At 69.2% G+C, this 20,370-nt stretch carries 12 protein-coding genes; 5 read left to right on the top strand and 7 right to left on the bottom strand.

Annotated features, from left to right (window positions below):
• Positions 1-361: 361 nt before the first annotated feature.
• The 4 genes from ACF07V_RS06755 (at position 362) to ACF07V_RS06740 (ending at position 1,821) form a co-directional block, all read left to right on the top strand.
• Positions 362-739: a hypothetical protein gene (locus ACF07V_RS06755; protein WP_392151801.1), complete on the top strand. Its 378-nt coding sequence runs from the start codon at positions 362-364 to the stop codon at positions 737-739.
• 229 nt (positions 740-968) lie between these two features.
• Positions 969-1,265 carry a hypothetical protein gene (locus tag ACF07V_RS06750; protein ID WP_392151799.1) on the top strand — a complete coding sequence of 99 codons (297 nt, stop codon included), beginning with the start codon at positions 969-971 and terminating at the stop codon, positions 1,263-1,265.
• 149 nt (positions 1,266-1,414) lie between these two features.
• Positions 1,415-1,657, top strand: a complete 243-nt coding sequence (locus ACF07V_RS06745) for a hypothetical protein (RefSeq protein WP_392151797.1) — start codon at positions 1,415-1,417, stop codon at positions 1,655-1,657.
• On the top strand, positions 1,582-1,821 hold the full coding sequence (locus ACF07V_RS06740; protein ID WP_392152373.1) for an alpha/beta hydrolase: 240 nt from the start codon (positions 1,582-1,584) through the stop codon (positions 1,819-1,821). Before ACF07V_RS06745 ends, ACF07V_RS06740 begins: the two co-directional genes overlap by 76 nt.
• A 151-nt stretch (positions 1,822-1,972) precedes the next feature.
• Here ACF07V_RS06740 and ACF07V_RS06735 read toward each other — a convergent pair whose 3' ends face one another.
• The 4 genes from ACF07V_RS06735 to ACF07V_RS06720 form a co-directional block, all read right to left on the bottom strand.
• Entirely contained in the window at positions 1,973-5,527 is a 3,555-nt protein-coding gene (locus ACF07V_RS06735; RefSeq protein WP_392151795.1) for an indolepyruvate ferredoxin oxidoreductase family protein, read from the bottom strand.
• A gap of 759 nt (positions 5,528-6,286) precedes the next feature.
• Positions 6,287-7,954 (bottom strand): FAD-dependent monooxygenase, encoded by a 1,668-nt coding sequence (locus ACF07V_RS06730; RefSeq protein WP_392151794.1) that lies wholly within the window; start codon positions 7,952-7,954, stop codon positions 6,287-6,289.
• Positions 7,951-8,466, bottom strand: coding sequence for a VOC family protein (locus ACF07V_RS06725; protein WP_392151792.1), 516 nt, complete (start codon positions 8,464-8,466; stop codon positions 7,951-7,953). Before ACF07V_RS06725 ends, ACF07V_RS06730 begins: the two co-directional genes overlap by 4 nt.
• A 97-nt stretch (positions 8,467-8,563) precedes the next feature.
• Positions 8,564-9,130, bottom strand: a complete 567-nt coding sequence (locus tag ACF07V_RS06720; RefSeq protein WP_392151790.1) for a TetR/AcrR family transcriptional regulator — start codon at positions 9,128-9,130, stop codon at positions 8,564-8,566.
• A gap of 146 nt (positions 9,131-9,276) precedes the next feature.
• Here ACF07V_RS06720 and ACF07V_RS06715 point away from each other — a divergent pair, with 146 nt between their 5' ends.
• Positions 9,277-10,152 carry a fumarylacetoacetate hydrolase family protein gene (locus tag ACF07V_RS06715; RefSeq protein WP_392151788.1) on the top strand — a complete coding sequence of 292 codons (876 nt, stop codon included), beginning with the start codon at positions 9,277-9,279 and terminating at the stop codon, positions 10,150-10,152.
• A 153-nt stretch (positions 10,153-10,305) separates the two neighbouring features.
• On the opposite strand, the gene ACF07V_RS06710 is transcribed toward ACF07V_RS06715, so the two are convergent.
• The 3 genes from ACF07V_RS06710 to ACF07V_RS06700 all read right to left on the bottom strand — a co-directional run bounded on the left by ACF07V_RS06710 (position 10,306) and on the right by ACF07V_RS06700 (position 20,286).
• Positions 10,306-11,052 (bottom strand): hypothetical protein, encoded by a 747-nt coding sequence (locus ACF07V_RS06710; RefSeq protein WP_392151786.1) that lies wholly within the window; start codon positions 11,050-11,052, stop codon positions 10,306-10,308.
• A gap of 62 nt (positions 11,053-11,114) precedes the next feature.
• Positions 11,115-11,735, bottom strand: a complete 621-nt coding sequence (locus ACF07V_RS06705; protein WP_392151784.1) for a hypothetical protein — start codon at positions 11,733-11,735, stop codon at positions 11,115-11,117.
• 97 nt (positions 11,736-11,832) lie between these two features.
• On the bottom strand, positions 11,833-20,286 hold the full coding sequence (locus tag ACF07V_RS06700) for a DNRLRE domain-containing protein (RefSeq protein ID WP_392151782.1): 8,454 nt from the start codon (positions 20,284-20,286) through the stop codon (positions 11,833-11,835).
• Between the last annotated feature and the right edge of the window lie 84 nt (positions 20,287-20,370).

Here is a 20,370-nt window from a genome sequence, read left to right as displayed (position 1 = left end):
GTGCCGGAGATGCCTCAGAGGGCGCCGGCCGTAGACCACGGCGGTCCACGTCGCCCAGGTCCCAGTCCCGGATCGCTGAATAGCGCCCGTGGTCCCCGATGGCGATCGTCACTTCCACAGCGCAGTGGGGGCAGGCCAGGTGGTGGCAGTCGTCCGTGAAGTCCCCCAGGACGGCACTCCAGTGGTACTCCTCCATGGCCGCGAGCGAATCGAGGAAGCACGTGAGGCAGTCGACCGGCCGCGATTGCAGGTGCCGGTCGAGCAGCTTGCGGAACTCGGAGATCTCCTCGGCGCAGTTCGCCGGCAGATCATCGCAGCCGTGGTGTCCTGCCGCGCATCGCACCCGTGATCGACTGAGTGCATGAGCTTGTCAGTGGATGTGTTCGTCGTCGGTGCAGACGACGAGAGGACCCTGTTGGATGTTCCGGAGGGCAGTTCCGACGTCGCCGGCTTCGAACGCTGGCGTACCTCCGTGTGGGGGTCCGAGGCCCTACGTTCCTTGGGGGCGAGGTTCTTCCCGATGCTGGCCGGCGGCGACCTGACGGTGGCGCCGGACCAGGTGGCGGACTTCCTGGCCGAATGTGCCTTGATCCGAAGCAACCTCGAACTCGTCGCGTCCAGCACCGACCCGGCGAAGTCGCATGGGGAGTACGTTCGGCAGATCTCCGAGCGCCTGCGGAACATCGAGGACGCCGCCGAGCGTGCGCGGAGCGTCAGGGGTGGTGTGATCATCTGGTAGGCCCTCTGTTCTGGAGGAAACCAGGCGGTGGGTCTTCCTGTGGCACGGCAGGATGGCGCCATGACGTTGATCCAAAGGGGCGATGCCGCGTAAGTCGCCCGGCGCCGTGCGCGCCCAGACGCGGTCGATGCGGGGTCAGTCCCGACAGTTCAGTCAGGTCCGAGGCCTGCGACGAAGTGCCCAGGCTGCTGTCCGGCGCCTTGAGGCTCGCAGGTTTTGGCCCGGCTTCTTGAGTGAGGCGCTCGGCCAGTACGAGCAGTTCTTGCGCCGGCCTGGTCGGTGGCTCTATGTGCCGTTGGCGAATTGCCCGTGCCACGATGTGTTGGGCAGTCGAGACAACCTGCAGGCCGTGCTTGATGCGCTGCCGTCCGCCGCGCGCCGCGAAATGCGGCAGATCGTGACCCGGCTCGACGCGGAGTTCGAGCGGCGTACGTTGCCGGATCCGTTTGCGTCGGAACGGTTGGGCAACGAGTGGTTCGACCCGCCGAGTCGGCCGTGGTGGTACCTGCGGTTGACCGGGCCTTAAACGAATGGGCGAAGGCATCTGCCGCTCGCCGTCGAAGGCGGAAGGCGTCCAGTGGCGGGGTACGAGGCGATGAACCGGGCGCCGGCGTCGCCCTGCTCGCCCCCGACCGCGGAGGCCCGGCCCTGGCCTTCCACATGCTGCCCTGTCCGATGCTCGACGACCGCAATGCGACACCGGCGAGGTATGAGATCACCGACATCGGCATCTGGGACCGGGCCGCCAACCTCCAGGGCTGGCAGGCCCTCCTGGGCGACAGGTTCGGCACCGACCGCGTCAGCTCCTACGCCGCCCCGCCCGCGCCGACGACCTCAGCGGACTGTCGCCCACGTATCTCGACGTCGGCGACCTCGACCTCTTCCGCGACGAAGACCTCATCAACGCCAACCGGCTGATGCGGGCCGGCGTCCCCGTCGAACTCCATGTCTACCCAGGAGGGGTCCACGCCGGCGAACTGCTCGCCCCCGACGCCGAACTCGTCACCGGCATCACCGGCTACCGCATGAGCGCGCTCAACCGGGCCCTGCACCCCTCCCGCGCAGCGGGCGGGCCTCGGTAGTCGGACCGGTACCGGCTGCACCGCGCTCCGCTGCGGGGCGGTTCGATGCCCCGCAACGTACGCATTTCGGCTGCGTCGACCGGCATTCCGGGCGCCCGTCGGACAACCCCGGTCTTGAGGGCCGGTCCGTAGGTCACCAGGAGGGCCGCGCTCAGCCCACCTCTCCGGTTGCCGCCGCGCCGGTGCCCGTGCGCTTCCGTTCCGAGGTGAGCCGGCCGACGAGTTCCGCGGATCGGGCCCTGTATCGCGCCACCGACGCCATCTTGATCTCCTCGTAGCCACGCACGAGGTCGGGCAGCGAGGCGATCTCGACGGCCAAGCCGTGGCCGTCCTCGTCGAGAGTCCGGCAGACCTCGGTGATCGTGGCCTCGTACTCGACGACCAGGGCCCGTTCCGTACGCCGCACGCGTGCCGCTCCGAAGGGGTCCAGGCGGGTGCCTCGGAGCCTGCGCATCGCGGCGAGTGCCTGGAAGGCGGGCTTGAACCAAGGGCCGAGTTCGATCTTGCGCGTCATTCCGAGTGCGCGCAGTACGGGCGGATGGAGACGGTAGGAGATCCGCGCCCCGTCCCCGAAGCGGGCCTTCACCTCCCGCTCGACCTCCGGGTCGAGGGAGAGACGGGCCACCTCGTACTCGTCCTTGTACGCCATCAGCTTGTGCAGGTGCCGGGCGACGGCCTCGGCGAGTGCGGTCGAGCCGGGGACGCGCTCGCTCTCCGCTTGCCGTACCTGCTCGACGAAGCGTGCGTACCTCGCCGCGTAGGCGGAGTCCTGGTACGCGATGAGGTCCGGCACCCGGACCGCCAGGAGCCGGGCGAGCTCCGACTCGGCGGCGGCCCCGACCAGTTCGAGGGTGCGCAGGGCGTCGGCGGACGGGCCGCGCCCCGGCTTCGGTGCGGCGGCCCGTCCGTTCAGGAGACGAGCGAAGGCCTCGGGGTCGGCGACGGCCTGGCGGCCGAGTCGGAACGCCTTGAGGTTGGCCTCGACCTTCACGCCGTTGAGGGTGATGGCCTGCTCGATGGCACGGGCCGGCAGCGGCAGCCCGCCGGTCTGGTAGGCCGCGCCCGTGAGCAGGAGATTGGCGAACTGGTCCTCACCCAGCAGGTCGTTGGCGAGCCGGCGCGCGTCGAGGAAGACTGCGTCTTTGGACCCGGCACGGATCCGCTCCTTGAGCAGTCCGGCGGGCGGGAACGAGATCTCCGGGTCGATCACCATCTGTCCGGTCGGGACCTCGGCCGTGGAGACGACCGCCACTGTTCGCGCCGGGGCGGCCGCAGTCAGCTGTCCGGGATCGGCCGCGACAAGCAGGTCACAGCCGAGGTAGAGGTCGCACTCGTCCAGGGCCGCTTTGCCGGCCTGCTCGGTCGCCTCCTTCGTGATCTTGATGTCGGAGACGACCGCCCCGCCCTTCTGGGCCAGGCCGGTCTGGTCGAGGGCCCGGACGTGCCGACCCGCGAGCGAAGCCGCGGTGCTGAGGATCTGGGCGAGGGTGACCACGCCGGAGCCCCCGACGCCGGTGATCCGGGTGGTGTGGGACGCCGGTACGAGAAGCGCCGGATCGGGCAGGGCGGCGTCGTCCGGCATCGGGACGGGGGTGAAGGCGGGCTTTCCGCCGGCGGGGACGACGGTGAGGAAGGAGGGGCAGTCGCCCACCAGGCAGGCGTAGTCCGTGTTGCACGAGGACTGGTCGATCCGGGTCTTGCGGCCGAACTCGGTGTCGACGGGCTGCACGGAGAGGCAGTTGGACTGCTGTCCGCAGTCGCCGCACCCTTCGCACACCCGCTCGTTGATCACCACGCGCTCGGTGGGTGCGGGCGCGAGGCCGCGCTTGCGCTTGCGTCGGAGTTCCGTCGCGCATTCCTGATCGTGGAGGAGCAGAGTGACGCCGGGGATCCTGGCGAGCACCTCCTGGGCCTCGGTCAGACGGGCCCGGTCCCAGACGACGACGCCTTTTGGAAGGGTGACCCTCCGATACCGCTTGACGTCCTCGGTCGTCACGATGATGCGTTTGACGCCCTCCGCCAGGAGGCCTTGGGCGATCGCGGGCACGGGCATGACGCCGACGGGTTGCTGGCCGCCGGTCATCGCCACGGCCGAGTTGTAGAGCAGCTTGTAGGTGACGTTCACCCCCGCGGAGACCGCGGCGCGGATGGCGAGGCTGCCGGAGTGGTGGAAGGTGCCGTCACCGAGGTTCTGGATCAGATGATCCCGTTCCAGGAACGGCTGCATGCCGATCCACTGGGCGCCTTCGCCTCCCATCTGGGTCATGCCGATCACGTCCCCGGCCTGGGAGGGCGCCATGAGCGTGACCATGGCGTGGCAGCCGATCCCGGCTCCGACGGCGGTGCCCTCGGGGGCCTTGGTCGAGAGGTTGTGGGGGCAACCGGAACAGAAGTAGGGGGTGCGGGTGAGCAAGGGCAGAAGGGGGAGGGTCTTACGCTGGGTCGTTGCCCGCCTCATCTCCAACCAGCTCTGTACGGTGGGGAATTCACCCAACTCGCTCAGGTGGGGAGCGAGCCGTGCGGCGACGGTGTCGGGATCGAGTTCTCCGTCGAGGGGAAACAGGGCCGAGCCGTCGGGTGCGCGCTTGCCGGACACGGACGGCTGGTCGTTCCGGCCGTAGAGCAGGTCCTTGAGAGCCGCCTCGACGAGTGGCCGCTTCTCCTCCACGACAACGATGTGGCGCAGTCCCCGGGCGAACCGTTCGACGACCGTGGGCTCCAGCGGGTGGATCATGCCGAGGTGCAGCAGGCGCACACCGCGGCGCTCCAGTTCCGCGTCGTCGAGTCCGAGGACGCGCAGGGCCTGCCGGAGGTCGAGGAAGGTCTTGCCCGCAGCGACGATGCCGATGCGGTCGTCGGGGCCCGTTCGCGTGATCCGGTTGAGGTCGTTGGCGGCGGCGTAGCGACGGGCGATCTCCAGCCGCGCGCCGTCCCGGCTGCGTTCCAGATCGCCGAGGGCCGGCTGGACCATCCGGCTGCCTACGGTGTGGCGGTACGGCACTCCGTCGACCGTGAGGTCCGGAACGACCGGTGACACCCGTCCGGCGCTCACGTCGACGGTGCCGGAACCGTCGGCGACGGCCGTCACGATCTTCAGCGCCACCCACAGTCCGGATGCGCGGGACATCGCCACACCGTGCAGCCCGAAGTCGAGGGCTTCCTGCGGGTCGGACGGGTAGAGCGTGGGCAGACCCAGATCGGCGAGGAGCAGTTCGGAGGCGCCGGGGACGGTCGACGACTTGGCGGCGGGATCGTCGCCGACCAGGGCCACTGCGCCGCCGTTCGGGTGCGTGCCCATGAGGTTGTTGTGCCGGATGGCGTCCGAAGCGCGGTCGAGACCAGGGGACTTGCCGTACCAGAGCGCTGTGACACCGTCGACACGCTTGTCCGGCTGCGCCGAGGCGAGTTGGGTGCCCTGGACGGCCGTCGCCGCGAGTTCCTCGTTGACGCCCGGGCGGAAGACGATGTCGTACTCGTCGAGGAGGGGGCCGCATCGCGCGAGTTCCATGTCGTATCCCGCGAGCGGCGAGCCCTCGTATCCGGAGACGAACGCCGCGGTGTCGCGGCCCTCGCGTCGGTCGCCGCGGCGGACGTCGAGCGGCAGGCGGGCGAGGGCCTGGATGCCGGTGAGGTGAACGACGCCTTCTTCGCGTAGGTATCGATCCTGAAGCGTGGGGCGGGAGGCTGTTGCTTGCTGGTGGGTCACCACTGTGTTCCTCCGGGTGGGGCATGTGCGGCCGCGGGGGCGGACGAGGAGTCGGCCCCGTGCGGCGGGGGCGGGCGCCCGATACGGCCGTGCCGGCAGGGCTCGGCCGCGGGGCGTGTGTCGGTACGGGGGGCTGTGATCGCCGGCGGGCGGCGCGGGTGTGTGCCGGTCCGCACTGGTCGCGGATGGCCGACGTGGGCCTGCGCCGGTCCGCACTGGTCGCCGTCAGTCATCACAGGTCGGCACAGGCCGGTCCCGGTCCCTGTCCCGGTCTCGTTCCCGGGTCTGGTCCGGTCCCGGTCGGCGTCGGCCGGAACAGCGGCACAGGCCGCCAGGCAGGCGTGGCAGGCGTGGCAGGCGTGGCAGCGTCGCAGGTTGAGGCCGCCGGGCTCCGGCTTTCTGGCGGGCACGTCGAACGCTGCGGTGAAGAGGACGCCGAGCCAGGGTCTGCCGGCGGACGGCCCGTGCCACCGACCGGGACAAGAGGCCAGGACTGAAGGCCCGTGCGAGCGCCGGGCACGCGGACCGGCGCTCCACAGGGGTGCCGTGCGGGGCCAGGCCCCGTTTCCGTCGAACTGCCGCCTGCCGTGCAGCACATCCGGTACGTACGGTCGCGGCGTCGCCGTAGCGGCCCGGCAGCTCCGCCGCGAGGCCGCTCCGGCGCCTGGCGGTCCCACGCAGCGGACGGCGCGCGGCCGTCCTCCGGGGCGACGACGGTGGGGCGACGGCGGGACGACGACGGCAGGACGACGACAGGACCTAGGCGGCCTGCTCGGTGGCGTTGAGCAGGGCGGCGAGCGCGGAGCCAGGGGATGATCCCTCGGAGCTGTGCCACGCGATGTGACCGTCCGGCCGGACGAGAAGGGCTCCGTTCTCACCGATCCCGAGCAGCTCGAGGCAGGAGCCGTCCGGGCTGGTGACGTCCCTGCCGATGACGACGGTCCGCTTCACCACCTCCTCCCCGGTCTCCGCGAGGGAATCTGCCCAGTCCGTGCCCTCGGGCCCCGTGATGAGGGTGAAGCCCGGTATGAGGAGGTCGTGGGTGGACACCCGTTCCCCGGCACGTTCGATCCAGGCGTGCGGCAGTCGTGCTCCGGGTGCGGCGATCGGTGTGTAGTCGGTGGCCGAGTGCGGGGCGCCGCCGTCGTGCCGGGCCGCCCCGTAGACGTACCCGATCTCCTGGTTGAGCGCGTCGAAGTGCGGGCGCTGTGGCGGAATGGCCTCCGCGATGCGTCGGCGCTCCGCCGCGGCCACCGTCGGGTCGGGGCTTTCGAGGCGGGAGGCGATCCTGGTCGTTTCGGGCCCGATCCCGACCTCGGCCATCCTGAGGGCGTTGAGCACGCTGTGGCGGGCGTTGTCGACGGCGACGGGACGGCGCTCCCGCTCGTACCCGTCGAGCAGGGCGTCGGAGGCGCCGCCCTTCAGCACGGCGGCGAGTCTCCAGCCGAGGTTGTCCGCGTCGGCGAGGCCGCTGTTCATCCCCAGGCCGCCTGTCGGCGGGAACTGGTGCGCCGCGTCGCCCGCGAGGAACACACGGCCGCTGCGGTACGTCGCGGCGGTCCGTGCCGTCATGGTCCACGGCCCCACGGAGCGGATGTCCACGTCGAGTTCGGTGGCTCCGACGGCCTCCTGGATGATCCGGGCACACCGTTCGGGCGGGTAGTCCCGCGGTGATTCGACGGCCGGGTCGAAGCTCCGCTGGAAGGTCCACCGGCGAACGCCGTCCATCCCGATGAGGAGTCCCGGGGAGGCGCTGTTGATCAGCCAGACCAACAGAGCGGGATCCCCTCCCATCCACGGGGAGAGATCGGCGTGGAAGTAGATGTTCAACTGGTGGCCGAGAACGGGGGAGCCGTCCACGCCGATGCCGAGCGTGTCACGCAGGCCCCCGGTCGCCCCGTCCGCCGCCACGGCGTAACAGGTGCGCAGGATCTGCCGCCCGCCGATGCCTTCCACGGTGACGTCGACGCGATCGCCGAGGTCCGTCACCTCCACGACGGTGGTGCCGTAGTGCACCGTGGCCATGCCCTGGGCGAGGACCGCGTCGAGGAGGTGTCGCTGCACACGGTCCTGGGCGCAGGACGTGAGCTGCTCGGCCGAGGCGTGGATCCGTCGCAGGAGCTGTTCCTGCGGGCCTTCGACGAGGTCGATGCGGCCCAGTGGTTCCCCGGCGAGGGTCTGCTTCCACAGGATGGTGCCGGCCCAGGACGGGTCGGCCGCGTCCGCTCGGACGGCGTCCGCGATGCCCCAGGCGCGGAACAGTTCCATGGACCTGGTGTTGACGACATGGGCCCGGGGGTGCGGATTGATCCCGTCGTACCGCTCGAAGACCATGCTGCGGACGCCGTGCCGGCCCAGGACGAGCGCGGTGGCGAGCCCCACGGGGCCGGCTCCGACGATGACGACGGGGGCGTCGATGTCGGTCATGCGCGCCTGACCAGCTCGGCGAAGGGCTCACCCGAGTCGAAGCGGCGCACCAGGTCGTCCGGGTCGAACTCGACCCCGATCGGATTGGCTTCGAAGGCTCCGGACCGGAACCACTCGTCGAGGGCCGCTTCGGTGGCGAAGTTGTCGATCTGGAGCTCGATGTGATTGCCGTCGGGGTCCGCGAAGTACATCGAGGTGGTCGGACCGTGGTTGATGCACCAGAAGGGCAGGATGCCGTCCTTCTTCAGCCGCTGGTACGTGCCGAGCAGATCCCCGAGCGTGCTGTACGTGAACGCTGCGTGGTGCAGACCGGTGTGCGCGTCCGTCGGGCGCTCGGACGCTCCGGTGGCGACCAGCGCGACACGGTGGTGCTCGTCGTCGTAGGTCAGGAAGGCGAGGGCCTCGTTGGCGAAGGTGACGCGGCCTTCGAGGACGCGCACGTACCAGTCGGTCATGGGCGACAGACGGCCGGTGCGCAGGACGATGTGGGCGAGTTTGCCTGGAGAAGCCATGGGTGGCGACCTCCTGATCGAGGGCACGACAGCCATCTCTTGACTGCCATACAAGAGGACTTTAGGCACCTCTTGTATGGCAGTCAAGAGAACGGTGTCAGCGTGCCGACGCGACCGCTGTCAGCGCCTCCACGAGGAGGTCGATGAACTCTCCGGTCGGCCGGTCCAGGCCCCGGGCGCTGACGAGCAGTCCCTCGAAGAGCACATGGGCCATGTCCGCCACGGGTGCGACGTCGACCCCCTCGGGCAGCCGGTTCGCGACGGCCGCGAGCAGGCGTCCCTCCAGCCAGTCCCTCATGCGCGCGTAGACCTCGGCGAGGGCGGGCGACGCGTCCATGCGGTCGTACGCCTCCCGGTGCAGCCCTCGATACGCCTCCAGGTCGGCGAGGAACGTCACCAGCTGCCGCTGCGGATCGTCTCCGATCGCGGGATCGGTCTCCACGCGCTCCCGCTCGCGTAGGAAGAGGCGGTCCAGCGTGGCGGCGAACAGGTCGTCCTTGGTCGGGAAGTACCAGCGGACGGCGTTGGCCGCCACGCCGGCCGCCTTTCCGACCTCGGTCAGGCTGGTCCCCTTGTATCCCTTGGCGGCGAAGAGCTCCCAGGCGCTGTCGACCAGGACGGCCTCGCGCTCGGCTTTGGGGATCTGTTGGCGGTTCCTTGGCATAGCAACCCAGCCTAGGCGGCACATCCCGGCCCTCGACGTCTGCACCCGGGATCGGTGACTCGACGACCCACGGGCTCTTGACTTGGAAACAAGAAATCTCTTGACTGGTGAACAAGAGAACGCCCCCCAACCCGAAGGAGTCCGTGATGCGCCTGTACAGCACAGCCCTGGGCATCGCCAGGGAGGAGAGCCCCGGCGAACTCTCCGTACTCGACCTTCCCTTCGCCGACCTCGGCGCCCTGCTGCGCGGACCGGGTATCGACGCCGCGCGCGCGGCGGCGGTCGTCCGGCGGATCGCCCTCGACGAGATCCGGGTACACGCCCCCGTGCCCCGGCCCGGGAAGATCCTGATCGTCGGCCTCAACTACCCCAGCCACGCGGAGGAGGCCCTGGAGATGCTCGCCGCGATGGGGCGGCCCGACATCGCCCTGCCCGCTGAGCCGAACTTCCAGGTGGTCGCCGGATCCGCGGTCGTCGCACCGGGCGACGACATCCGCCTCCCCGCCGTCGCGGCCGACCAGGTCGACTACGAGGGCGAGCTGGCCGTCGTGATCGGCCGGTCTGCGAGCGCGGTCTCCACCGCCGAGGCCGCGCGCCACATCGCCGGACTGACCATCGCCAACGACGTCTCCGCGCGCGACATCCAGCAGCGTGCGATGTCGGGCGATCCGACCGCGTCCATCGGCGTGGCCAAGAGCTTCGACACCTTCAAACCTCTCGGCCCCTGCCTGGTCACCCCGGACGAGTTCACCGCGCCGTTCGACCTGCGGCTGCGCACCCTGGTCAACGGTGACGTGCGCCAGGACGACCGCACCAGCAGCTTCATCCACGACGTGGCCGAGCTCATCTCCTCCCTCTCCCGCTACCAGACCCTCGAACCCGGAGACGTGATCCTCACCGGCACACCGCGCGGCGCGGGCGTGTTCTCCGGCCGCCATCTGCGCCCCGGCGATGTCGTCGAGGTCGAGGTGGAGCACATCGGCACGCTCCGCAACCGCGTGGGGGCCGCCACCCTGCCGTGAACGCGGGCACGGCGGAACGGCACTGCCGCGCGGAGCCGCCCAGGGGTGGTACCGCGGCACTCGCCGTGAACGCGGGCACGGCGGAACGGCACTGCCGCGCGGAGCCGCCCGGACGTCGTACCCCGCGGCACTTCGCCGTGAGCGCGGCCCTCCTCAGGCGCCGAGCAGCTCCTCGCCGCCCTTCTCCATGTCGAGGACCGCGTCGGCCGGGGGCGCTGCCGCGTTCACCGGCTCGCCGTACTGGGCGAACGAGATGCTGATCTCGGAACCCTGGGACGCTCCTTCCAAGAACCGGATGTAGGGCTTCCCCTGGGCGGCCACGTAGATGACCAGGCCCTCGTTCCCCTCGGGACCGCGCAGCGGGACGAGTCGCTCACCGGCATGGACGACGACGGGGTCTCGCCGGACACCCGCTCCGTTCCGGGGAACGGTCGACAGCGCCTTGTCCACGTCGCACTGGTCCTTCAACGCGGTGGAGATCGCGGGGAGCTTCAGGTACTTGCCGCGCGCCCGAGCCGTGTTCTCGTTCGCACGAGCCGCGGCCTCGGGACCGCGGCGGGCGGCCGCCGCGCGCATCTCCGCGAGCGCGGCATCGGTGTAGCGGATGTACGACACGCCCTCGCCCGCGATCCTGATGATCTCTCCGCGCTGCATCGGTCCCAGGTCGAAGGAGCCCGTGCAGTTGCCGTCCCGGTCGGCGTGCACGGAGATCACGGACCGTCCACGGGGTGAGCGGATCGTCAGGGACAGGCGCAGCGCGTCCGTGTCGCGGAGCAGGTCGAACGCCGTCTGAGCCGTTCGCTCCCCCGAGGGAGCCGTGGGCCGGTCCTGTGCGGGCCCGTCGTCCTCCGCGGGAGCAGCTCCCGCGGGCCCGCAGCCCGTCAGCAGCACCAACGCCACGCACAGCCCTGCCAACCGCCCCCTGCTTCCCGCAGCGGCACGTCGCATGCTTCTCCCTCTTCTCATGGCTGGGAACGGATCACCGCGACGCAGCACAGTGCCGCGAGCGCCAGACCGGCCGCCGCCGGCCCCGCGAGGGCTGTCGCGGCCGAGGAGGGAAGGACGCGGTCGGTCGGGGGGACGGCGCCCTCCGGGTCGAAGACCATCGTGAGCCGCTGGCCCGGGTGGGCGTCGGCGCCGCAGCTGCGCCAGGCTTCGGTCGGGACCGGGGCGCCGTCGGGAAGACGCACGGAACACGAGTTCTTGACGTAGTCCCGTCCTTCGTAGCGGTGGACGTGGACTTCGGTCACCACCACCGTACGGCTCTCGCCGCGCGCCGCCAGGACGGCCTGCGCGGTCTGGCCCGGTATCCACCAGGCGAGGAAGCCACCGGCCAGGGCGACCACACCGACCAGGGCGCGCCCCGCGTTCGTCGAGAAGAGATACACGGCGGAGGCCAGGGCCACGACGGCCCCGACCACCGTGCCGATCGTCGTGAAACCGGTCAACACGCCGGTCACCGCGGCAGCCGCGACCAGACCGGCCGTCACCACGCCCACGACGACGCCCTCCACCACCAGCCGCGCAGGTGGCCGTCCGGAGAAGTTCGCCGGGCCCCACAGGAATGCCCCGTCGTAGGACATGGTGCTCCATTCGTCGCTCAGGATGGTGCGGATGGGGTGCCGCCCGGGTGCGGGTGCCGGTCATGCCCGCACCCGCACCCGGGCGGCTGGAATCATGTCACCAGCCGCTTCCTCCGTAGATGGTGGTGAAGCTGGTTCCGCCGGCCACGTCGACGCCGGTCACCAGGGTGACGCCGCCCCCGACGGTGTAGACGGGATCACCGTCGCTGTTGACCACCCACGGATTGCTGAAGTCCGTGGGGAACGACCATTCGTCCGCGGAGTTGACCGCCCGGCTGTACAGGCCGTGGACGCCGAGCAGCGGGCCGACCGACGCATCGGCTCCGACGCCGGAGCCGGCGAGCTGGTTGAAGCTGTCGGCATTGCTCCAGACGATGTCGATGCTTGCGGAGGCTCCGTCACCGACGGCCGGTCCATGGCTTTCGGTGAAGCCGATGTCGTAGTCGCCGTTGCTGGTCTGGACGACCATGAAGCAGCCCTGCTCCGCGTAGCCGACGAACATGGACCCGCCGATGCCGGCGCAGATGCCGGTGCTGCCGCCGTCGCGGCCGCCCTGGGTGAAGCCGGTCAGCAGCGTGTGGGTCACGCCGCCGAGGAAGTTCTCCCAGGCCGGTATGGGCTTGGGCTGCGGGGCCGGGGCCGGCTCGTCGCTCTCGGTGGACGGGGTGTCGTCCGTGGTCAGCTGCCAGCCGTTGCCCCACTCGCCCGGACCGGACGGAAGCTCCTCCGTGTCCTGGTTCATCCGGGGGCAGGTGAAGCTGTTGTACCCCATGCAGTCCGGCTCGTGGCCGTCGAGCTCCACCCGGCCGACCGGGTTGCCGCCGGTGAAGGCGTAGCGGTTCCCGGTCACCGGATCGGCACCGAGACGCATGTCGGCGAGCGCGCCGTTGTACATGTCGCGGGTGGTGAAGCGGTTGAGCTCGGGCTTGTAGTCCCGGAAGCCCATGTCGTACGTGCCCGAGGAGACGTCCCACCGCTTGGCGTTGTACCGGTACGGGTTGAACGCGTCCTTGGCCGGGTCGTCCGGGTCGGCCTTGTCGCGGCCGGTGAACTCGCCCGCCTCGTCCTTGCCGTAGGCCGTGTACCCGTACGTCGCCGAGGTGTCGCCGGCCGCCGTGGTGACGGTCTCGACGTCGCCGCGCGCGTTGTAGCCGTACACGCCCAGCTCCTCGCCGGCCCCCGGGTTCTTGAGCTGGGACAGCCGCTCGCCCCAGGGCGAGTACTGGTACGAGGCCGTGACCGCGCCCGCGACCTCCTCGCTCAGTACCTCGGCCGACAGACCGAGGTAGTTGAACGTGGTGGTCTTGCCGCCGCCGGTCTTGCTGGCCGTGCGGTCGAACGGGTCGAAGGCGTACTGCGTGACCGACTGGCTGCCGTCGCCCTTGAGCCTGGACGTCTCGACCACGTGGTCGAAGCCGTCGTAGGTGTTGCGCTCCACCACCTTGCCGCCGCCGGTGACCGTCGCCAGGCGGCCGAAGGGGTCGTAGTCGTAGTTCGCCACAGCCCCGGAGATCGTCGCCGACAGCAGGCGGTCACGGTCGTAGGTGAAGCTGGACGACACTCCCTTGACCGTCTGTGCGACGACGTTGGCGTTGTCGTCGTGGACGTACGTCTCGGTCGACGCGTTCGTGCCGGTCTTGGTGACCTTCGCGATGCGGTCGACGGGGTCGTAGACGTAAGCGGCGGTGACGTCGATGTACGTCGACGCCGCGTCCGCGCTCATCTTCCGGCCGACGTCCTGCGCCGGGTTGCCGTTGGCGTCGTAGCTCAGGGTGTGCTGGGAGACGAGCGTCCCGTTCGCCTTCTTCTCGGTGCGGGTCTTCACCGACCCGTCCAGGAAGTAGGCGTGGTCGACGGAGTTCCCGTTGGCCTTGGTCTCCTTCAGCGTCTGGCCGCGGGCGGTGTACGTGTACGAGCTGACCTTCGGGGAGCCGTCGGTCGCGGACGTGCCGACCGACACCGACGCGACGAGGTCGCGCAGGTCGTACGTGTACGTGGAGAACTGGTCGGGGTGCGTGACCGTCTCCGCCAGGCCGTTGCGGTCATAGGTGAAGGAGGTGGCCTTCTTCTCCTGTCCGTCCGCCGACTCGGTGACCTTCTGGACCTGGTTGAGGCCCGTGTAGGCGACCGCGTAGGTGTCGATCCGGGCACCGGAGGAGGTGTCGTCGATCGACGTCAGGTTGGCGTTCACGTCGTATCCGTACGTGAAGCTGTTCTTCTCGGTGTCGGTCTCGCCGGACGTGTTCCGGACGAGCTTGACGCCGTCGGCGACCACCACGCCGCCGCTGTTCTGGAACAGCTGGAGCTTCGCGGCACCGTTCTGGGTGAAGGAGTACGAGCCCAGCGGGACCCAGGTGCCGTCGCCGGTGCCCTGGTTGATCACCTTGTCCGTGGTGCCGCCCGCGTGGCTGACCGTGTACTTCGCGGTCGTGGCCGCGCCGGTGACCTTCGGGTACTTCACGTACGCGGTGTACGTGCCGTCCTTCGGGATGTTCAGCGTCCAGGTGAAGGCGTCCGTGCCGGTGCCGGCGGCGTGGACCTGGTGGTCGTAGCCGTGCTGACCGCTGATGCTGCCCTTCGTCCACGTGCCGGTCGCGGTGGTGTTCTGCGTGTCCGAGTTGTCGACGAGCACCACCGCGCTGCCGACGGGCACGCCGTCGTCCGACCGGGACTTGAGCTTGCCGTCGGGGAAGTACGACCACGTCATCGTGCGGTTCGAGGAGCCGCCCGCCGAGGTCAGGGTCCGCACGGTCTGCTTGCCCAGGTCGTTGTAGTCGTAGCCGGTGACGATGGACCACGGGTCGGTGGACGACTCGACCCATCCGTTGTCGAAGTACGTGTACGCGGTGTCGTTGCGGACCGTCTGCCCCTCGGAAGGAGGCGCCGACACGGTCTTCACCCGGCCGACCTCGTCGTACGTCGTCTCCGTCCAGACCTTCTTGTTGTAGCGGGCGTCCGCCGGGTCGTACGGCTGGATCTGCCGCTTCACCCTGTTCAGCGCGTCGTAGGTGGTCTCAGTGGTGAAGTCGTCGGCGGCGGCGGTGTCGACGCCGCGTGGGCTGATCACCTTGGTGGCGTTGCCGACCTGGTCGTACTCGTACTTCGTGGTCCGGAAAGTGGTCCCCTCGTACGGGACCTTGACCTCCTGCTTCTTCCCGCGCTCGTCGTAGACGACGGTCGTGGTGTTGTTCTCGGCGTCCGTCGTGGAGACGACCAGGGAGTCCTTGTCGTAGCCCTTCCTGGTGGTCTTGCCGGCGGCATCGGTGACCGAGGTCACCCGGTGGTTCAGGTCGTACGCCGTCCTGGTGGTGAAGTCGGTGGCATCGGCGGACGCGTTCTTCTTCGGGTCGATGACCGTGACGAGGTTGCCGACGTTGTCGTACTCGTAGGACAGCTTGTGCCCGGAGGCGTTGACGACGGACGTCAGCTGGTTGACCGCGTCGTAGGTGCGCGTCGTGCGGTAGTCGGACGGGTCGCCGGTGGTCAGCGTTCCCTTCGGCTCGGTGGTCGAGGTGAGATTGCCGGCCTTGTCGTACGTGTAGGTCGTCCGGCGCTCACCCGACGTGGTCGTGTCCTGCGGAGCCGTGGCGGAGACGACCTGGTCGACGGCGTCGTAGACGGCCGTGGAGACGGCTCCGTTCGGCGCCGTCGACGTGACGATGTTGTCGTTGGCGTCGTAGACCGGCGCGGGCGTGGTGATGAGGGTGCCCTGGTCCTGCTTCTTCGGGACGGTCCGGCCCAGCGTACGGCCGAAGACGTCGTACGACTGGGTGGTCTTCTTGCCCAGGGCGTCGGTGACCTCGGTGACCTGGCCCCGGTCGTCGTAGGCGAACCACGTCGGGTTGTTCAGCGCGTCCGTGATCTGCGTGGGGTAGCCGGTGGGTCCGAAACCGCTGTTGACGGTCGAGTTGCCGTTGGCGTCGATCGCCTTGGTGAGCCGGCCGTAGGAGTCGTACTCGTACGTCGTGGTGTAGTCACCGGCGGTGCCGGTGGTCGCGACGCCCTTCGGGTCCGTGACGGTCTTCAGGTTGCCGAAGGTGTCGTAGCCGAACTGCCACTTCCGCCCCTGGGGGGAGGTCTTGGCGGTCAGGTCGGCGGAGAAGCCGTCGGCACGCGTCTGGTACGTGTACTGAGCGGAGCCGGCGGGATAGGTGCCCACCGCGCACTCGCTCTGCGCGGGAACGCCGGCCTTGTTGCCCTCGGCGTCGCGCTGCCAGAGCGGGTAGCCCGTCTTCTGGTCGTAGCAGTACGCGGTCTTGGCGCCGTTGGCCTCCTCCAGGTACGTGACGTTGTTGTCCGCGTCCCAGGCCAGCTTGGTGGTCTCGGACTTGGCGTTGGTGTTCTGCACGGGGCGGCCGAAGTCGTCGGTGACGTGGTCCGTGGCGTGGTTCTCGGCGTCGGTGACCCGGGTGGCGGTGAACTTGGGATTGCCCGCGTCCACCGCGTAGGTGTAGCCCGTGGCGCCCTGGAGACGGTCGGTGATCGTCTTGGTCCACCAGTGGTACTTCGGGTCGTCACCGCTCTGCGGGGCGTAGTACGTCATGTCGGTGGCGTTGCCGCGCGGGTCGGTGACCTTGACCAGCTTGACGTTCTTGTTGCCCTGGGTGGCGTCGTACACGAAGCCGAAGACCTTCGGCTGGGTGGAACCGGCACCGTCGGTGAGCTTGGTGAGCAGGCCCTTGTCGGAGTACTCGAAGGCGACCTTGCGGCCCGAGATGTCGGTCATCGACTTGATGTGGTCGATGATCTTCGGGTTGGAGCTGTCGGCCTTGGAGTAGTACTCGATCGTCAGCGACTGCCGGCCGGCCGGGTCGGTGATGTACTTGAGGAACTTGGTCGGCTTGTTGTTCGACTTGCGTTCCTCGTAGGTGTACGTCTGCGTGTTGCCGTTCTTGTCGACGACCGAGGTCATGTAGCCGTCGCAGCCGAACAGGAAGCGGGTGCCGTCGGGACGGGTCATCGTCCAGGCGTCCGGGACCGGGTCCTTCAGCGGGGTGCAGTCCAGACCGGGCTTGGCGGCCAGCTTGTAGTGGACACCGGCCGGCGCCTTCCAGGAGCTCGTGGCCGAGTCCCAGCGGAAGACGTGCGTGGTGCCGTCACCGTCGGGGAGACGGATCTCGGTCGGGTTGGGCTTGGGGTGGAACTCCAAGGGCGCGCCGAGCCGGATCGGGCCGGAGGCCTGGAAGGACCAGCCGTATCCGGAGACGGTGTCGGAGGTGTCCTGGCTGTTGTAAGCGAACCGGGCGAAAGTGGAGAGGCCGCGGCCGGGGTTGGTGAACGCGTTGTACGACCAGACGCTGTTGCCCGAGGCCAGGTTGTTCATGACGGTCGAGCCGGCGCCGGTGTTCTTGCCGGTGTAGGAGTAGAACTTCTCCATGCCGAGCTGGTTGGAGGTCGGGTCCTCCACCGCCACGTTCTGCGCGAGACCCGGGATGCCGGAGGTGCCCGAGATCCAGGTTCCGGCGGTCTTGTTGTAGACGTCCCAGGTCAGGACGTAGTCCGTGCGCTTGTTGCCGTTGTCCGAGTTGATCGGCGTCTTCACCACGGCCTGGAGGTCCACGCTGTCACCGGGGACGACGTTCGACGGCAGAGCGGTCTGGACCTGGTTGCCACCGGTGGTGACGTCCGTGCCGTCGGGCAGCGTCCACTTGTAGGTGAGGACGTGATCGGCCGAAGTCCAGTTGGCGGCGGTGGTGTTGGTGAGGGTGAAGTCGACCGTGTAGTCGCTGTTCGGCGTCATACGGGCCGGGGTCTGCGGCGCGTAGTACGTCGACTCGGTGGTCGAGTCGATGTACGTGACCACGATCTTCGGCTGGAGGCGCGGCTCGGCACCCTCCGACGACAGGAACAGGGTCCGCTCCTGCTTCGCCACCTCGTCGGCCATCTTGATGGCCACGCCCTTCTGGGAGGAAGGCGTGGACACCCAGGACTGGGCCAGCGAGGTGATGTTCCAGTCGTGACGGGCCGGGTCGTTCGTCATCGCCCCGACGTCACCGACGGACGCAGCGAAGTCACCGCCCTGCGCGGTCCAGTTCGTGGCGGCATCGGCCTTCACCCAGGTCGCGGACTCGTCGAAGTCGCGCGTCAGCGGCCGGAGTTCGTAGACGGCACCGGTGGTGTCCTGGGCGGTCTGGGTCGACCACAGACGGACCTTGGCGTCCAGGACCCGGGCGGTGGTGGGGATGCCGAGGGCCGGGAACTTCAGCAGGGCCCGGGTGTCGTCGTAGGTGGCGGAGTTGTTGCCGACGGACAGCCAGTTCTTCGCGCCGCCGTCGTCGATGGTGTCGTGCGCGGTGGTGGTCTGCAGCGAGGACAACGTGGTGTCCTGCGTCGCGGTCAGCACCTTGGTCGTCCGGCCGGCCTTCGGCAGGCGGACGAGCTGGGTGGGGGCGGCGACGACCTGCCCGTCCTTCGTCCTGACCGCGACCATGTAGTAGTACGCGCGGCCGTACGGGTCGGGGTCGTCGCCCTTCGTGGGCACCGCCGTGGTGTCGGTGAAGGATGTCGTGCCGGACGAGACCGGGGCGACGAGGGTGGCGGCGGAGGGGGTGAAGGTCTGGTTGATGGAACGGTGGACCTGGTACTCGACGATGTCGTCGCCGGTGCCGACGGGGTCCTTGTCCTGATAGGCGGACCAGTTCAGCTCCGCGCCGGTGTCGTGGATCGTCGTCGGGGCGGAGAGGTCGACGCCCTGACGGCCGAAGGTGAGGACGAGGCGGGGGTAGTTGGCGGTCTCGCCGCCGTATCCGAACTCACTGCCCTCGTAACGGGGTCCGCCCTTGGGTCCGTTGGCGGACTCGTCACCGGCCTTGATCACGAAACCGTTGTTCGTGTACGTGCCGTCGATCCACTGCTGGACCGTCTTGGTCACCGGGAAGGAGTGCCAGGTGTTCAGCTCACCGGGCTGCTTGGTGACCACACCGCCCTTGGTGAAGCGGACGGCGTCGGCGATGACGGAGGTCGCGGTCGTGACGGGCCCGTCGCCGAGGGCGATCTTGCCGAGCGTTCCCGCCTTGAACGGGTGCGAGCCGAGGGTCTTCCACACGCCGGTGGTGCCGGCCTGCTGGTTGACGGTGTAGGCCTTCGTCCCGCCGTCGTAGGTGACGGTGTACGGGGCGTTGGTGGCACGGTCGGAGGCCGGGACGTAGTGCGTCTCGACCTGGTAGGTGCCGTCCTCGGGAAGACTCGGCTGCCAGGTGTACGTGTCACCCGCGACCGAATCCTTGTTGTACATGTACGTCTGGTTCACCGCGTACTGCGTGTACGCCGTGTTCCCCGACGCAGGCCACGCACCCACGGCGGCGGTACGCCCGGCGTCGCCGTTGTCCACGACCACTGCCGTGCCCGACAGCTCACCCGTGAAGGTGTTCGCGCTGTTCCAGGTGGCGGTGTCCTCCGACCATGCCTGGGTGGCGCGGTGCGCCTCCAGCTGGACCTCGGTGTCACCCGTGGTGTGGTACTGGTCGAACCACAGCTTCAGATCGGCCGAGTCCAGCTTCGTCCCCGCCGGAACACCCGTGATCGGGAACCGGATCAGCGCACGCGAGGCACCCGTGGAGGTGTTGCCGACCGACAGACGCCAGTTGTCCTTGTAGTTCGTCGTCGGACCGTCCGACGAGATCATCACGTCCTGCGCCGTCGTCGGCGTCGGAGCGATCGAGATCGTCGGGTCGATGGTGACCGGGTACTGTCGCTCCGGGGCGGCGAGCCACTTCGCGTCGGGCGTGACCGACAGCTCCCAGCCCTTGCCCGCGCGCGTCAGCTTCTGCGTGACGTTCGCGCTGTAGGCGGAACCGTACGCGGCCTTGGCGTCCTTCTTCGCGTCCGTCATGAACGCGGCCGGGATCACCAGAACCGGATCGGCCCCTTCACCGAAGAAGGAGATGGAGCCGTCCTTGTTCTGCTGCGGGGTTAACCCGCCCGCGTCCAGCGTGAACGTGAAGGAGACCTGACCGGACGGCTTCGCGTCCAGGACGATGTTCTCCTTCACTCGCCCCGGACCGACCACGTACGACAGGTCGGCCCCGGACACCGCGTCCTTGTACGTGACGGTGTCGCCGGCCGCGACCGGCGCGAGCTGTCCCGCTCCCTTGAGACCGAGGGTCACCGCATGCCCGGCACCGGCCTCGAAACGCAGCAACCGGTCGGCGTCCGAGCCGAACCAGCTACGGGCGGCGTTCGTGGTGTTGGCGAAGTCGAAGCCCTTGGCGTCGGACGGGACGACCGTCGGGTCGATGTCCTTCCAGGACTTCCCCGCGCGATACCCGGTCGGGACGGCCGACACCTCGGCCTGCACCCGCCCGTCGGACAGCTGCCAGTACCGCGCGTTCGCCGTGCGCTTCCCGGTCAGCTCCGCGACGCGCTTCGGCTTGGCCGCAGCCTTGCCCTTCGGCAGCTTCTCGCGGGACGGCAGCACCGGGGTACCACCGGTCTGCGGCTCCTGGGGGCCGGTTTCTTCCTCGTCGCCCGAGAACCAACCACTGAAGGCTTCGCTAATTCCCTTGTCGTCGCTGTCCGAAACCTGTGCGGCGTAGGCAACTTGTGGCAACATGGTGCTCGCCAACGCGGACACCGCGAGGCAGGAGACGAATCTCCCATATCTCACTTTCAAGCCCTTCCCTTTCCTTTTGCCTCA

Source organism: Streptomyces sp. NPDC015661 (assembly GCF_043077765.1).
Classification (GTDB): domain Bacteria; phylum Actinomycetota; class Actinomycetes; order Streptomycetales; family Streptomycetaceae; genus Streptomyces.
This window is presented reverse-complemented; position numbering and strand designations above follow the sequence as displayed.